This window comes from Desulfobaculum senezii (assembly GCF_054657395.1).
This window is the reverse complement of the sequence record NZ_BAAHYU010000002.1, coordinates 531,447-545,540: the sequence shown is the minus strand read 5'-3', so window position 1 is coordinate 545,540 and position 14,094 is coordinate 531,447. Positions and strand designations below refer to the sequence as shown.

The 14,094-nt window shown below is 59.2% G+C and carries 12 protein-coding genes; 1 reads left to right on the top strand and 11 read right to left on the bottom strand.

Annotated elements, in window-relative coordinates; all coding sequences use genetic code 11:
• Nucleotides 1-60 precede the first annotated feature (60 nt).
• Nucleotides 61-1,248, bottom strand: coding sequence for an ATP-grasp domain-containing protein (locus ACYQ2T_RS03175; RefSeq protein ID WP_459898381.1), 1,188 nt, complete (start codon nucleotides 1,246-1,248; stop codon nucleotides 61-63).
• A 121-nt stretch (nucleotides 1,249-1,369) separates the two neighbouring features.
• Here ACYQ2T_RS03175 and ACYQ2T_RS03170 point away from each other — a divergent pair, with 121 nt between their 5' ends.
• On the top strand, nucleotides 1,370-1,654 hold the full coding sequence (locus tag ACYQ2T_RS03170; RefSeq protein WP_404845927.1) for an FmdB family zinc ribbon protein: 285 nt from the start codon (nucleotides 1,370-1,372) through the stop codon (nucleotides 1,652-1,654).
• Between the two features lie 106 nt (nucleotides 1,655-1,760).
• Here ACYQ2T_RS03170 and ACYQ2T_RS03165 read toward each other — a convergent pair whose 3' ends face one another.
• From ACYQ2T_RS03165 to murC, 10 genes are all read right to left on the bottom strand, one after another.
• Nucleotides 1,761-3,455 (bottom strand): radical SAM protein, encoded by a 1,695-nt coding sequence (locus tag ACYQ2T_RS03165; protein WP_459898379.1) that lies wholly within the window; start codon nucleotides 3,453-3,455, stop codon nucleotides 1,761-1,763.
• A gap of 130 nt (nucleotides 3,456-3,585) precedes the next feature.
• Complete coding sequence (locus ACYQ2T_RS03160; RefSeq protein WP_459898083.1) at nucleotides 3,586-4,605, bottom strand: IS481 family transposase; 1,020 nt, start codon at nucleotides 4,603-4,605, stop codon at nucleotides 3,586-3,588.
• A gap of 69 nt (nucleotides 4,606-4,674) precedes the next feature.
• Nucleotides 4,675-5,547 carry an ATP-grasp fold amidoligase family protein gene (locus ACYQ2T_RS03155; protein ID WP_459898377.1) on the bottom strand — a complete coding sequence of 291 codons (873 nt, stop codon included), beginning with the start codon at nucleotides 5,545-5,547 and terminating at the stop codon, nucleotides 4,675-4,677.
• A gap of 33 nt (nucleotides 5,548-5,580) precedes the next feature.
• Nucleotides 5,581-6,720: a glycosyltransferase gene (locus tag ACYQ2T_RS03150; RefSeq protein ID WP_459898375.1), complete on the bottom strand. Its 1,140-nt coding sequence runs from the start codon at nucleotides 6,718-6,720 to the stop codon at nucleotides 5,581-5,583.
• Nucleotides 6,721-6,785: 65 nt separating this feature from the next.
• Complete coding sequence (locus ACYQ2T_RS03145; RefSeq protein ID WP_459898373.1) at nucleotides 6,786-8,183, bottom strand: M23 family metallopeptidase; 1,398 nt, start codon at nucleotides 8,181-8,183, stop codon at nucleotides 6,786-6,788.
• 134 nt (nucleotides 8,184-8,317) lie between these two features.
• Nucleotides 8,318-9,658 carry a cell division protein FtsZ gene (gene ftsZ, locus ACYQ2T_RS03140; protein WP_459898371.1) on the bottom strand — a complete coding sequence of 447 codons (1,341 nt, stop codon included), beginning with the start codon at nucleotides 9,656-9,658 and terminating at the stop codon, nucleotides 8,318-8,320.
• Between the two features lie 63 nt (nucleotides 9,659-9,721).
• Nucleotides 9,722-10,948 carry a cell division protein FtsA gene (gene ftsA / locus ACYQ2T_RS03135; RefSeq protein ID WP_404845932.1) on the bottom strand — a complete coding sequence of 409 codons (1,227 nt, stop codon included), beginning with the start codon at nucleotides 10,946-10,948 and terminating at the stop codon, nucleotides 9,722-9,724.
• 44 nt (nucleotides 10,949-10,992) lie between these two features.
• Nucleotides 10,993-11,676 carry a cell division protein FtsQ/DivIB gene (locus ACYQ2T_RS03130; RefSeq protein WP_459898369.1) on the bottom strand — a complete coding sequence of 228 codons (684 nt, stop codon included), beginning with the start codon at nucleotides 11,674-11,676 and terminating at the stop codon, nucleotides 10,993-10,995.
• 122 nt (nucleotides 11,677-11,798) lie between these two features.
• Nucleotides 11,799-12,683: a UDP-N-acetylmuramate dehydrogenase gene (gene murB, locus ACYQ2T_RS03125; RefSeq protein WP_459898367.1), complete on the bottom strand. Its 885-nt coding sequence runs from the start codon at nucleotides 12,681-12,683 to the stop codon at nucleotides 11,799-11,801.
• Between the two features lie 16 nt (nucleotides 12,684-12,699).
• Nucleotides 12,700-14,070 (bottom strand): UDP-N-acetylmuramate--L-alanine ligase, encoded by a 1,371-nt coding sequence (gene murC / locus ACYQ2T_RS03120; protein ID WP_459898365.1) that lies wholly within the window; start codon nucleotides 14,068-14,070, stop codon nucleotides 12,700-12,702.
• Nucleotides 14,071-14,094 lie beyond the last annotated feature (24 nt).

Genomic DNA, 14,094 nt, shown 5'->3' with positions numbered 1-14,094 from the left:
GTAAAAAAAGGGCGGCTCCTTTCGGGGCCGCCCTTTTCTGTATGCTCTTCTCGTCCGGTCCTACTCGCCGCCCGCGTCCCCGCGCAGGGTGAGGTAGGGCGTCAAGTCCGCATGGAGCATGGCGTCCAGCTCCGAGCGGTCCGCCATGGGCACCCGCACGTGCAGAAAGGCAAACAGCGGGTACTCCAGCCAGTTGATGGGCCGCAGTTCCAGCGGCTCGGTAAAGCGGCTGGCAAAGCCCTCGTAGTCCACATCCTGCACATCCGCGCCCTTCACGCCCGAAGGCAGGTCGCCAATGATATTGGCCCAGATAAACCCGTCGCGCTCAGCGATAAGGGCGTCCCAGTCCGGGCGCTTGTTGTTCAGATAATAATCATACACGTCGATATCCCACGCGTGGGCGGCGATGTCCGTCACGCACCAGCCCGCAAAGCGCATGGGATTGACCTCAATGGGCACGATGCTACCGTCCGCACGCACGCGCAGCTCGGCATGCATGGGGAAGTTTTTCAGCTCCGCCAGCTCGCCAAGGCGCTGCGCCCACGCCGTAAACATGGGCAGACGCTCCCGCATGATGGCCGAAGACGTCACGTACAGCCTGTCGCTCACGTCCTTACCCGACGAAAACTCGTGGTGCAGGATGTTCAGGATAACGGGCTCGCCCGCGTCGTCAAAGTAGACGTCCACGGCAAACTCCTCGCCCTCGATGACTTCCTCAATGATGAAGGCGTCGATGTTCAAGACCTGCCGGGGGTAGATAGTCTGAATCTCGTCCACCTCGGCGTGGATGGCGCTGACGGCCTCGCGCCACTCCTCGGCGGTGGCGGCAAGGTGCACGCCAAGGCTATAGAACCCGACGCTGGGCTTCACCACCACGGGCAACGGCAGGTCCGCCGGGTTCACGGCGTCCAACTCCGCAAAGGGCACCTTGCGGTAGAAAAAGTCCGGATTTTCGGTGCGCAACAGGTCGCGGCACCTTGCCTTGTCCTTAAAGATGTCTATGGTCTCCGGCAGGGACGTAAAGGCAAGGTTTTCGGCAATCCAATCAATGGCGTTTTCGGAATTGCAGTAGACGCGGGTGATGGCCCCTTCCTTCACCTGCTGGACAAGGTCCGCCGCATCAGTGGTGGCAATGCCGGAGCCGACCAGCATCTGCCGCGCCCGCTCGGTATCGCACACGGGCAGAGCATTCTGGCGGATAGAGTCCTTCAAAAACTGAGAAACATACGGTTTATCAAGAAGTATCATAATCAGTACCTTACCTTCCCTTCTGCGTGTATGGTCCCGCCGCCCTTGGCGGACGGTGGTAAATCCATCCTTGACTTCACCCGGGGGTGAAGTATTACATCCCTCGAACAGGAGTTGAACGATGCCTCTTTATGAATTTGAATGCGAAAAATGCGGTGCGCAGTTTGAGGATTTGGTGGCGTCCGACGCGGCCGCGCCCCCCTGCCCTGAATGTTCCAGCGGAGCGACACGGAAACTGCTCTCAGCCACCTCACTTCACATCGAAGCGGCCAGCCCCCTCGACAGAAAACCCGACGCCAAGGTGCAGCACAATGTGCAAAAAGCCATGAAGCGTCGCGCTGTCGCTGCGGCCGCATGCCCCGGCAAAGCCAGTGGCGGATGCAGCGGGTGCAGTAGCGCAAGCTAACCGCACTCCCGTCCATACCTCCCGCGCGCATCCCGCGCAGGAGTGAAAACGTCAGAACCTTCGTCCTCGGACGGGTTCTGGCGTTTTTCATTTCCCGCCGCAGGGCCTACTTGCCGTCACCGTGGTGCAGCCACGTCCCCATGCCGCAGGCATTGCACCGTTCACACTCCACCTTGCCACAGAGCGCCGTTCCTTTCACGGTTTTGTAGCGCTCCCACTCGCGGTACAGGTACTCCCTGTCCACGCCAATATCCACGCACTCCCACGGCAGGGGTTCATCCTTGCCGCGCTCGCGGTCAAGGTAGGCGCCCATGTCGCCATCCCACTGCCTCAGCGCCTTGCGCCAGTTCATGCCCGGACGAGCGGCAATCTCAATGAGGTCAAAAATTTTCTCGTCCCCACGCGCCAAAAGCCCCTGCAGGCGCGCCGGTGCGGGCTTGTCCACGCGCACCTGAAAGCCCTTCACAGGCTTCACTACCTTCTTGAGGCGCTTCATCACCTCGTTAAGGTGCGCCTCGCCCGCCATGGGCGCCCACTGAAACGGAGTCCACGGCTTGGGCACAAGGCTGCTGACACCGAGGGTTACGTGACCAACACCGGTCTTCTTCTTGCCACGCCCGGCGTCGATGGCCTCGCGGATGCGCTGAAGGAACTCACCCAGCTCGCGGTAGTCCTCTTCTGTCTCATCCGGCCAGCCCGCAATGATGTACAGCTTCAGGTGATTAAATTGCAGCCGGCTGATGCGCGACACCGCGTCGAGGAACTTTTCCTCGTCAAGGCGCTTGTTGATGGCCTCGCGGATGCGGTGGCTGGCGCCCTCCAGCGCAAGGGTCACGCTGCGGGTGCCGGTGCGGCGCAAAAAGGTCAGGAAGTCGTCGGTCAGACCGTCATAGCGTAGCGAGGCAAGGGAAAACTTCGTCCCGCGCTCATGGAGCCATGTCAGGAAGGGATACAGGTCCGGCCAGTCCGTGAGCGCCGTGCCCACAAGGCCGACCTTGCCGGGATTCACGCGTTCGACAATGTCCTTGAGAACGTCAACGCGCGCATGCCGGGGCGGACGGTAGATGTACCCCGCGGCGCAGAAGCGGCACCCATAGGGGCAGCCGCGGTTCACTTCCAGCAGGAACATGTCGCGGAATTCGGATTCCTGCGTCACAAAGCAGGAATGCCCGGGCTGTGAAAGCTCATTGCCATGCCCGGCAAGGACGCGCCGGGTGGGCGCTGTGGCGAGGGCCGGAATGTAGACGCCGTCGCGTCCGGCAACGGCGCGCAGATAGTCCATGGTGCTTGCGCCGTCAAAGGCGTAGGACGCGCATTCAGCCAGCAGGTCCGCAAAGCCCGCCTCGGCCTCGCCAACCCAAAACAGGTCCACAGCCGGGGCCACAGGCGCAGGATTCATAAAGGACAACGGCCCGCCAGCGGTTATCAGCGGCCACGCTCCGTCACGGTCCTTTCTGCGCAGAGGAATACCCGCCCGGTCCAACATTTGGGCCATGGCGCGGTACTCTTCCTCAAAGTTGAGGCTAAAAGAAATGACGGGAAAGTCCGACAACGGCCGCCCGGAGTCATACGCCCGAGGCTCCTCGTCTCCCCCCTCCCAGAAAAACCGCTCCGCAATAATGCCGGGGCACTCCTCCAGCAGCTTCCACACCACCTGCCACCCAAGGGTAGACAATCCAAGGCGCGCAGAACCGGGAAACACCAAAGCCACAGGAAGCCGCCCCCCCCACTCGGGAACAGACGGCCTGTCCAAACCATAAAACACGCCGGACTCCGGCGGATACAACGTCGCTTCGCTCATGCGGCGGTTATATACACATTGCCGCGAAAGGCAAATTGCGCAGAGGAAGAGAGGGGGCTGGAGACGGCCAAAAAGAAAAACCCCACCCGGCCTTGGCAGGGTGGGGAAATATCTTAATTCACGTGTCCTACTAACGTTCTTCTCTGACAGATTCGATGTACTCGTTAATGGTTTCTATGGGACGACGTCCCATGTTTCTATACCCTTGGTGTGAGCGTTCAGTATTGTAGTAGGTCAGCCAGGTGTCCAGGTCGGCCTGGAGTGCTTCTACGGTCTCATAAAGCGTTGTTCTGAAGGCTTCTCGAAAGAACTCATCAAGCACAGTGCCATTAAACCGCTCGACAAAGCCATTTGTCCGAGGTGATCGCACCTTGGTACGGCGGTGTTCAATCTCGTTGAGGGACAGATAGAGTTCATATGGATGGGTCTCGGTTCCGCAAAATTCCCTGCCGTTGTCAGTAAGGACAGCGGAAACGGCAATTTCCTTTTCCTCGTAGAACGGCATGACGTCGTTGTGAAGGACGGAAACGGCAGCCTCTGGGCGCTTGCTGGTATGCAGAAAGCCGAAGGCATAGCTTGAGAAGGAATCGACGACGACATGCAGGTAAACTCGCCCCACCCCTTTGAGACGTCCCACGTAAAAGGTGTCTTGGCACAACAGCTCCCCAGGGCGAGAACTCTCGACGTGTCGTTCTTTAAAAACGGGATTTTGTTTTTCAATGAAAGCGACCTGTTCGCCCGATAATTCAATGGGTTCGCCAGCTTGCTTCTGCTCAAGCTTAAGCCAGCGGTCGTACTTGGTGCCCATGCCATTCTTGATCAAGATGTTTTGAATGGTAGGGGAGCTCACCGAAACACCGATGAGTTTGAGCTGATTGGAAAGGCGAACGCACCCCCAAGCAGGATGAGCTAGGCTCAATTCCAAGATTTGCTCGACCACCTCCTCGGAGGTGGTGAAAGGGTGGGACTTCGGAATAGGCGGCAGATCTTTGAGCCCTTCAAGGCCGTGAGTCTGGAAACGCCGCTTGTACTCGTAGAATTGACTACGATGCATACCGCGTCGCCGGCAGGCTTCACTGACGTTTCCCAAGCTCTCTGCAAGCTCAAGCACACTCATACGCTGGCGGGCGACTTTCTCTGCAGCTTTCATGGGGCCTCCATCGTGAGACTGTACCCCAAAATCTGTCTGAGGACTAACCTAGTAGGTCAATTCACGCAATCAACGTTCAAATGGCAACTGAAGTTTGTCTCCAAGTACCCTGTCCCATTCAGGAGGACTAAACCGTTCCATTCCAGAACCGTGAAAAAACGTCAACTCACCAAGCTTAATTGTTTCACCACACACATACATGTCAACTCGGCAAAATATAAATTGATCCGTAAGCTCGCGCGCCAAGTTGACCATTTTGTCAAGGCATGAGGGTCGCTCTACAGTTTTCTGGCTTAAAGGGCATCCAGTCGTAAAATGTAAATTATTCCATTCGAGGTCATAAAACGTTCGTGTGTGCTCAGTAAAGCGGTCAAAATCCACTTGAATATACTGTGGCTCTCCATGAAAGCAGAACAATTTATAGTCGAGAAGATCTTCATGATCGTCGCGCAGAAGTTCTTCTGCGAAGAGCCGAGGTGTGATGTCCAAATAATTCAGTTCGCCTTTGTCGTATCCATATAACTTCCGCAGCGATCTCTTTGCTTTTCGTTTAAAACCTTTTTTATCGAACTCGCGCTTATCTTTAACAACCCAAACACTTCCCGAATCGTGATTTGTTTTGAGAACAAATTGATTTGGCAAAGTGTCCCACTCCACTTGTGATGGGGCATCCCACACACCATAAAGAGCAGGAAGCAAATGGTCCAGGCCCTTTGTTTCCAGGTAATTACGAAGCAAAAGCTTGTCAGACACCATGCTCATTAGCGGTGTAATATGATTGAATTTCATCCACTGGAGCTTTTCATTAAAAGTCTTCGGATCCTCTATATCTAAAGCATACCCAAGGCGACCTAGGAATTGCTTCTCTACACTGCCTACAGACACCGAACGGCGGACATACTTCCGTAACCCGGCGTGATACAATCTTCGCATAAATCCCATAACAACTACTCCATCGTTGCTTTTCAATGTGGGCTAACTCTGCACAAGGCTCGAATATACCACAAGCAACGTATCCACATGCTTTTCCACGGTAAGCGACCGGGCAATACGCTTCGCCTTTTCTCGCATTCGGGAATAGGCTTCCTCACTCCCCAAAATGGCAAGCATGTTCCTCGCGATATCCTCCGAATCACGGCGCACAAGAACAGTTGCACCTTCTGTGACTTCTTTATTGGGAACATAGTTACTGATGATTCCTGGCAATCCGCAGTACATGGCTTCTGTAAGCGAATTGGAGAAACCTTCGTAATCTGATGGCATAGCGAAAATGGACTGCTGCTGGCTAACGCCTTGCAGTATCTGCGGCACATCTCTGCGGAAACCTGTGAAAGTCACTGCCTCCCGAAGTCCCCGTTCATCGGCCAAGGATTCCAGGCGCGTCCGTTCGGGACCGTCACCGAGGATGAGCAATTCCGTCTCAGGAAGAGATTCCCTTACCTGTCCAAGAGCCGCAACGACAAGATCAAGGTTCTTTTGCGAGACAAGCCGAGAGCAGCACACAATAAGCGGGACTCCTGGTGTCACTCCAATCTCAGTAACATCCAGAGGTGCAACGTCCATTTTATCTTCTGAAATTGCATTGTATATGACGTCAACAGGCCGTTTCGCCACATTGTGCTCTTTTTCAATAAGATCTGCGACCATACCTGACACGGCTATGTACTTATCTGTCGCAAAGGAAAGGAGCTTGTCAGCCAACCTGCGAGAAGGCCTTTCATGCTTAATATTACGGATATGCGTGACGACAGGAATTCCAAGGGCAATGGCGGCAAGACGAGTATGATAATTGGCTGAAAAATGCGCAGTGTGAATGATATCCGGCTGGATACGCCGAATCAACTGCCTCATCTTGCGCACAGTTGACACGCTCGTTGTCTTCAACACCTTTTTATTCGAGCCAAGGGTTTCAGGCGGAAAGCCAGCGTCCACATAGGCCTGATGATACTCTCCCGTGCCGGAAATATTCACAATGACCGGCTGATGCCCACGCTTTCGGAGCTCTTTGGCGGTAAGAAGAGTCATGGTTTCGACGCCACCAAAAGGCAACCCACCGACAACAAAAAGAATTTTTAAACAGTGCGCACCAGTCGATGCAGCATCAGCAATAGACATAGACATTCAGCCATGGATGAAAAGGTTATGGAAGACAAACGTCCCAAGCCCCAAACAAGCCCCCCCTAATTCACCACCACATCCCCAGCGTCCTCTGCTGCGGCGTGGAGGGTGTCGAGGCTGTCGAGTTTGGCGGCGAGGGGGGTGATGGTTTCTTGGAATTGGGCCATCTGCGCCTTCGAGACCGGGTTTGCCGGTGGGGATTTGACGTGGCGCGGGTTGACGTAGGCGCCGTTTTTCTTGATGCGGAAATCAAGGTGCGGTCCTGTGGCGTAGCCGGTGGCACCAACGTAGCCGATGACCTGCCCCTGCTTCACGCGGGAGCCACGGTGTGTGCCTTTGGCGTAGCGGCTCATATGCATATACACGGACTCGTACACGCTGTTGTGGCGAATCTTGATGTAATTGCCCGCGCCCTTGCCACGGGCGCGCTTGATGATGACGCCGTCGCCAATGGCCTTAATAGGCGTGCCGCGCGGGGCGGCGTAGTCGATGCCCTGGTGTGGGCGGCGAATCTTAAGGATGGGGTGCAGGCGGCTCATGGAATAGCCCGACGAAATACGCGTAAAGGACAAGGGCGCCTTGAGGAAGGCCTTGCGCAGGGACTTGCCCGTTTCGTCGTAATAGTGCTCCACGCCGTTCTTATCCGCAAACAGGTAGCCGCGGAATCTGTCGCCGCGGTTGACGAATTCAGCGGCCTCAATGCGGCCATAGCCTGTAAACGTCCCCTCGCGGTAGCGCTTTTCCACAATGGCGCGGAAGGAGTCGCCCTCGCGGATGTCGCGGATGAAGTCCACATCCCACGCAAAGATATCGGCAAGGCGCACCGCAAGGGCGGGATGTTCGCCAGCGGTTTGCACCGCGCCGTACAGCGAGGATTCAATAGTGCCGTCCACCACGCAGGTTTTCACGTCGTAGGGAATGTCCTCCACGCGGACGTCAAACCCATCGTCGGCGCGCTCGATAACGAGCTTTTCCTCGTTGTCGATTTCGTATTCAAAGCGCCTGAGCGCCTCGTCCTGCGTGGTAATGGCGTACGGACGCCCCACGCGCATGCGGGACAGGGGGAAGGCCTTGTCGCATAGGGCGGAGAGGTTGTGGATATCGAGCGGGGAGAGCCAATCCCCGAGGAGCGCCGTCGCGGTCTGGCCGCTTTTGACGGTGGCCTTGATAACCTCGCACACCGGCGCCGGCTTGGGAGCTGGCGCGTCCGCCACGGGCGGGGGAGTGGCGGCATCATGTTTGGCGGAGCATCCACCTGCGGTGGTTTCCGCCGTTTCGGTGCTGCCGTCAGTGTGCGCCGTTTGCGCCACACGTTCGGGGGAACCGCCGCTTTGCGGGGAAAGGGCTACGGTCACCAGCACAAAGCAGGCGGCCACAGCAAGGAAGGCGGCGGCGAAGATACGCTTTTTCCGAACGCGCTTCGGATCGGCAAAGATGTTCTTGCGAGGTTTCCGTCTCAAATCCGTTCAGTCTCCATATGACGCAGGATGCCCCGTCCCCCGCCGCAGCGGGGGTGTGAAGCCCGGAGGCCGGAAAACACTGCGGGGGATACACACAGCTTCCGGGCCTCACCGGGGAGGATACCCATAGTTGCTTAGTCGGCCTGAGCCCTCAGGAATGCGGGAGTTTCGAAGTCATCTTCGTCAAAGACGAAATCCTCCGTTCCCTGCGATCCCACCTGCGGGTTGGTGCCAGCGCCCTGCCCCCGCTTGCCACGGCGGAGGTATGTCGGCGTCTGGAGGTCCGGGTCGTTCTTGGCGAACTGTTCCGCACGGCGGAGCCTGTCCTCGCGGGACAGGGTCTTGGGCGTGGTCATGTTCTGCTGCTGCGGCTGTGCCGGCTGGGGCGCGTTCTGCCCGTGGTGGGCACCTGCCGCGCCGCTCCCACCGCCGCCGGTGCGCATGCTCTTGGCCGAACCGCCCTGCATGCCCTTGAGCATGGACAACGCGTCGCCGTTGCCGGAAACAGGCACCTGCTGCTTGGTCTCTATGCCGGTGGCGATGACGGTGATGCGCATCTCGTCGCTGGCTTCCTGCTCAAAGACGGTACCGAAGTAGATACGGGCGTCCTCGTGCGCGGCCTCGGAGATGGTGCTTGCGGCCTCGGCCACTTCGTCAATGGCAAGGTCCGGTCCGCAGGTGATGTTCATCAGCACGCCGCGAGCACCGTCGATGGAGACGTCCTCAAGCAGCGGGCTGGTGATGGCCTTCATAGCGGCCTCGCGGGCGCGGGACTCGCCGCGCGCAATGCCGGTGCCCATCATGGCAAGGCCGGACTCGGCCATGACGGCCTTCACGTCGGCAAAGTCGAGGTTGATAAGGCCGGGAACCATGATGAGATCGGAAATACCCTTCACGGCGTAGTAGAGCACCTCGTCAGCCTTCTTGAGCATGTCAAGGAAGGTGGCCTTCTTGGACGCCAAGGACAGCAGCCTGTCGTTAGGAATGGTGATGAGGCTGTCCACGTTGTCCGAGAGGTTCTTAATCCCCCGTTCGGCGCTTTCCAGACGGCGCTTGCCCTCAAAGTAGAAGGGCTTGGTCACCACGCCAACGGTCAGGGCGCCCATTTCCTTGGCCACCTCGGCAATGACGGGAGCCGCACCGGTACCGGTGCCGCCGCCCATACCGGCGGTGACAAAGACCATGTCCGCGCCCATAAGGCTCTCGCGAATCTGGTCGATGCTCTCTGTGGCGGCTTCGCGGCCCACTTCGGGGTCCGCGCCTGCGCCAAGGCCCTTGGTCAGCTTTTCGCCGAGTTGAATCTTGAACTCGGCGCGGGACTTGTTCAGGGCCTGAACGTCCGTGTTTGCGGCAATGAAGGTGACGCCCTTCAAGGCCGAATTGATCATGTTGTTGACAGCGTTACCGCCGCCGCCACCCGCGCCGACGACTTTTATTTTCGCCGCGCTTTCGTTTTCAAGTTCCAAATAATCCATGCGTATCCTCCTTCCTTCCCCAAGGGTGAGCCCGCCTTTGGCATGACGGGCGCAAAATCCCCGCTATTTCACATCTATGAACCATTTCCGCATCTTCCCCAAGATGCGGTTGAACATCCCTTCATCCCGCATGCTGAAGTTCTGCCCCGTGCCTTCCTTTTCGGCTCCGTACTGGAGCAGGCCGGCTGCGGTGGCGTACATGGGGCTGTTGACCACATCGCGCAGGCCGCCGATTTCTCGGGGGTAGCCGATGCGTGTGGGCATGTTGAATATCTGTTCGCCCAGTTCCTGAACGCCTTCGATGAGGGCCGTGCCGCCCGTGAGGACGACGCCGGCGCCAAGCTTGTCCTTGAAGCCGGAGCGGGCCAGTTCCTGCTCCACGAGGGCGAGGATTTCCTCCACGCGCGGCTCGCAGATGTCGGCCAGCACCTGCCGCGACAGGCGGCGCGGTTCGCGGTCGCCAACGCTTGGCACTTCGATGAACTCATCGCCGGGCACCAGTTCGGCCAGCGCGCAGCCGTAGCGGATTTTAATCTGTTCCGCTGCGGCCATGGGGGTACGCAGGCCAAAGGCAATATCATTGGTCAGGTTCGCCCCGCCAAGGGCAAGAACCGACGTGTGTTTAATGGAATCCTCGGAGATGATGGCCACATCCGTGGTCCCTCCGCCGATATCCACAAGGGCGACGCCAATCTCGCGCTCCTCTTCGGTGAGCACGGACTTGGACGACGCCAAAGCTTCCAGCACGATGTCCGCCACATCCAGCCCCGACCGATGGCAGGAGCGCACGATGTTCTGGGCGGATGTTGCCGCGCCGGTGACGATGTGCACCTTTACTTCCAGCCGCACACCAGCCATACCCAGCGGGTCGTGAATGCCGCGCTGGTCATCCACAATGTATTGTTGCGGCAGGATATGCAGCACTTCGCGGTCAAGGGGGATGGCAACGGCCTTGGCTGCGTCGATGACGCGTTCGACATCGCGCTGGGCGACTTCGCCTCCCTTGACGGCGATAACGCCGTGGCTGTTGAAGCCCTTGATGTGACTTCCCGCGATGCCCGCATACACCGAGCGGATGTCGCATCCAGCCATCAGTTCGGCCTCTTCGAGGGCCTTTTTGATGGACTGGACGGTCTGCTCGATGTTCACGACGACACCCTTGCGCAGTCCGTGGGACGGGCTGGTGCCGATACCAACGACATCGACACCATCGGGGGTCAGCTCGCCGACCACCGCGCAAATCTTGGTGGTGCCGACATCCAGACCGACTATGAGTTCTGACTTGGCCATGCCGTTCTCCTTCCGTATGTCTCCCGCACATGGCGGGACAGGCTCTAGGCCCGGACGAAAACCTTGCCGCCGACGACGCGTATGACGTCAACGTTCGGCGCTTCACCGCGCCGCACAAGGTCGTTCCAGACCAGGCCCAACCTGTGCATATTCCTTTTCCAGCCTTCGCGTTCCACAACCAGCGTGAGCGAAGGGTCGTCAAAAATCATTTTCACGGAGCGCGTGCCCACGTGGATGAAGCTGGCTGCCTGCGCAGTCACCGGCACCCCCGTGTGCACCACCGCCTGCAGAAATTCCGGCAGGATGTCCACGTCCTCCTCGGCTCCCTCGGCGATGTCCAGAAGCGGCAGCGGCACCAACCGGTCCGCGCCCACTTTGTCGATGACCTCGCCCTGCGCGTCCACGTACGCCAGCCCTTCCACGGTACGAATCCAGTAGGCCGGGTGGCGTTCCTCAATGGTGATGCGCAGTTGTCCGGGCAAAATGCGCCGGACCATCACCACCTTGGTCCATGGGTGGGCAAAGACGCTTTCCTCGATGTCCGGCAGCTTCAGCTCAAGGACGTTGTCCCCAAGTTCGGCTCCGGACAGGTCCACCACTTCCTCGGGCGTCAGGCGCGTGCAGCCCACCACTTCGATGGACCGCAGGGCAAAGAAGGGGCTGGTGGTCACCCACCGAAAGCCCACAAGCAGCCCAAGGCTGATGGTGCCGACAAGCACCGCTCCCATCAGTATGACAAAGAACCAGACAACGGCCTTTCCCGGGCGTATCCGGGTTCCCCCTGTCCGCCGGGGACGATTTCTGCCGTTTCTGCCCGCTGCGCGCCTCGTGTGGACAGCGCGCGCAGCGCTCATGGGATGACCTTCACTTCCAGCTCAAGGTCTATCCCGTGTGTGCGGGATACGGCGCTCTGCGCCTCCGCAATAAGGGCAAGGGCGTCGGCGCTGGTCCCGCCACCCGTGTTCACCAAAAAGTTTGCGTGCCGCTCGGAGAACGCCATGCCGCCAAGCTGGCGTCCGCGGAATCCCGCTTCATCCAGCAGCCGGCCGGCAGAGTTGGCCTGCGGATTCTTGAACACGCATCCGGCGCTCCATGCCTCCAGCGGCTGGGACGCGCGTTTGGTGTTCATGGTCTCGGCCATACGGGACTTAATGGCCTCGCGGCTGTCCTCCTTGAGGTCCACCTCCACACCCATGACGAGGAACCACTCGTCCACGGTGCGCGGGGCAAAGTGGCGGTAGCCGGTCAGTACGTCCTCGCGGTCCGCCCAGCGCAGGCCGCAGCACGGGGAAAACAGCAGAACCCGCCGCATAACGCGGCTCATGTCCGTGCCGTAGGATCCGGCATTCATGGCCACTGCGCCGCCGATGGTGCCGGGGATGCCCGAAAGCCCTTCCATACCGGCAAGGCCCTTGGACGCCACCCATGACAGGAAGGCAGGCAGGCCCATTCCTGCATCGGCGCACACGGTAACCCGGTCGCCGGAAAAACCGACGATCTCCGGCTTTGCCGGCTCGGGCACGCGGACAAGAGCAAGGGGGAGCTCGCCGTCGCGGGCTAGCAGGTTGGAGCCTTTGCCCAACATGAGCGGCGGCACACCCAGCTTTTCCAGCGCTCCGGGCAGCTCATCCAGATCGTTGACATGCCCGACAACGATCTCTGCCGTGGCGGTGCCGCCAAGGCGAAGCGTGGTGCGCTGCTGCATGCTCGGTCCCGGAAGAACCTTGAGTCCCATTGTTCCCTCTCGTCTGCTATCCTTTAGAGCCGTCAAGCCACTGCGTGCCGATGGTCCAGATATTCCCAGCGCCCAGCGTCAGCAGCACATCACCGGGACGGAGCGTCTCCGGCAGTGCGCCCGACAGGGCGTCGAAATCCTCAAAGAACTGCACATCCGTCTCAGACACCTGCCGGATGCCCTGCGCAAGACTCTGCCCGCTCACGCCGGGAATCGGCTTCTCGCTTGCGGGGTATATCTCGGTGAGCATCAATGTGTCTACCTGACTGAATGCCTTGCAGAATTCTCCAAACAGGGCCTGCGTGCGTGTGAAGCGGTGCGGCTGAAAGGCCACAACCAGCCTGCGGTCCGGGTAGCACTGGCGCGCGGTGTCGAGGGTCGCCATGATTTCCGTGGGATGATGACCGTAATCGTCCACCACCAACACGCCGTCGCGTTCGCCCTTGCGCTCGAACCGGCGGCCAACGCCGCCGAAATTGGCCAGGCCGCGGATGATGGCGTCCTTGGACAGGCCAGCCTCAATGGACACGCCAATGGCGCCAAGGGCGTTCAGCACGTTGTGGTGGCCGGGCTGACCAAGCACCACTTCGCCCCAGTATTCGCCCTCAAAGTAAACGTCGAAGCAGCTTTCGGCCTCGCACTCCTTGATGACGCCGCGCAACTGGCAGTCCTCGCCAAGGCCATAGACCATCACCGGACGCTTGATGCGGGGCAAAATCTCGCGCACCACCGGGTTGTCGCCGCAAACCACGTTCATGCCGTAGAACGGCACCTTGTTCATGAAGCTGACAAAGCTCTCGCGGATGGCGTCCATGTCCGCGTAAAAGTCCATGTGGTCCATATCGATATTGGTGACCACGGTGACAATGGGCGCAAGGCACAGGAACGAGCCGTCGGACTCGTCGGCCTCGGCCACAAGGTATTCGCCCTCGCCCAGCAGCGCGTTGGAGCCGAAGGTGTTGAGCCTGCCGCCAATGATGACGGTGGGGTCCAGCTTGGCTTCGGTAAATATGGTGGCCAGCAGCGATGTGGTGGTGGTCTTGCCGTGGGTTCCGGCCACGGCGATGCCCTGCTTCAGGCGCATCAGCTCCGCCAGCATCTCCGCGCGGGGGATGACGGCAATGCCCTGACGGCGCGCTTCAACAACCTCCGGGTTGTCCTCGCTGACGGCGGTGGACTTCACCAGCACATCGGCGTCGCCGAGGTTCTCTGCGGCGTGGCCCTGATGCACGGTTGCGCCAAGGCTTTTCAGGCGCTGCGTTACGGCATTGTCCGCAAGGTCAGACCCTGCGACCTCGTAGCCGAGGTTGATGAGCACTTCGGCGATGCCGTTCATGCCGGACCCGCCGATGCCGACCATATGGATTTTCTTAATTTTGTTCTTCATGCAGCCACTTGTATCGTTTCCGGG

Coding starts and splice junctions, on each gene's coding strand:
- murC (WP_459898365.1), bottom strand. CDS start 14,070: ATGAAGAACAAAATTAAGAAAATCCATATGGTCGGCATCGGCGGGTCC.
- murB (WP_459898367.1), bottom strand. CDS start 12,683: ATGGGACTCAAGGTTCTTCCGGGACCGAGCATGCAGCAGCGCACCACG.
- ACYQ2T_RS03165 (WP_459898379.1), bottom strand. CDS start 3,455: ATGAGCGAAGCGACGTTGTATCCGCCGGAGTCCGGCGTGTTTTATGGT.
- ACYQ2T_RS03170 (WP_404845927.1), top strand. CDS start 1,370: ATGCCTCTTTATGAATTTGAATGCGAAAAATGCGGTGCGCAGTTTGAG.
- ACYQ2T_RS03160 (WP_459898083.1), bottom strand. CDS start 4,605: ATGAAAGCTGCAGAGAAAGTCGCCCGCCAGCGTATGAGTGTGCTTGAG.
- ACYQ2T_RS03150 (WP_459898375.1), bottom strand. CDS start 6,720: ATGTCTATTGCTGATGCTGCATCGACTGGTGCGCACTGTTTAAAAATT.
- ACYQ2T_RS03155 (WP_459898377.1), bottom strand. CDS start 5,547: ATGGGATTTATGCGAAGATTGTATCACGCCGGGTTACGGAAGTATGTC.
- ACYQ2T_RS03175 (WP_459898381.1), bottom strand. CDS start 1,248: ATGATACTTCTTGATAAACCGTATGTTTCTCAGTTTTTGAAGGACTCT.
- ftsA (WP_404845932.1), bottom strand. CDS start 10,948: ATGGCCAAGTCAGAACTCATAGTCGGTCTGGATGTCGGCACCACCAAG.
- ACYQ2T_RS03130 (WP_459898369.1), bottom strand. CDS start 11,676: ATGGGAGCGGTGCTTGTCGGCACCATCAGCCTTGGGCTGCTTGTGGGC.
- ftsZ (WP_459898371.1), bottom strand. CDS start 9,658: ATGGATTATTTGGAACTTGAAAACGAAAGCGCGGCGAAAATAAAAGTC.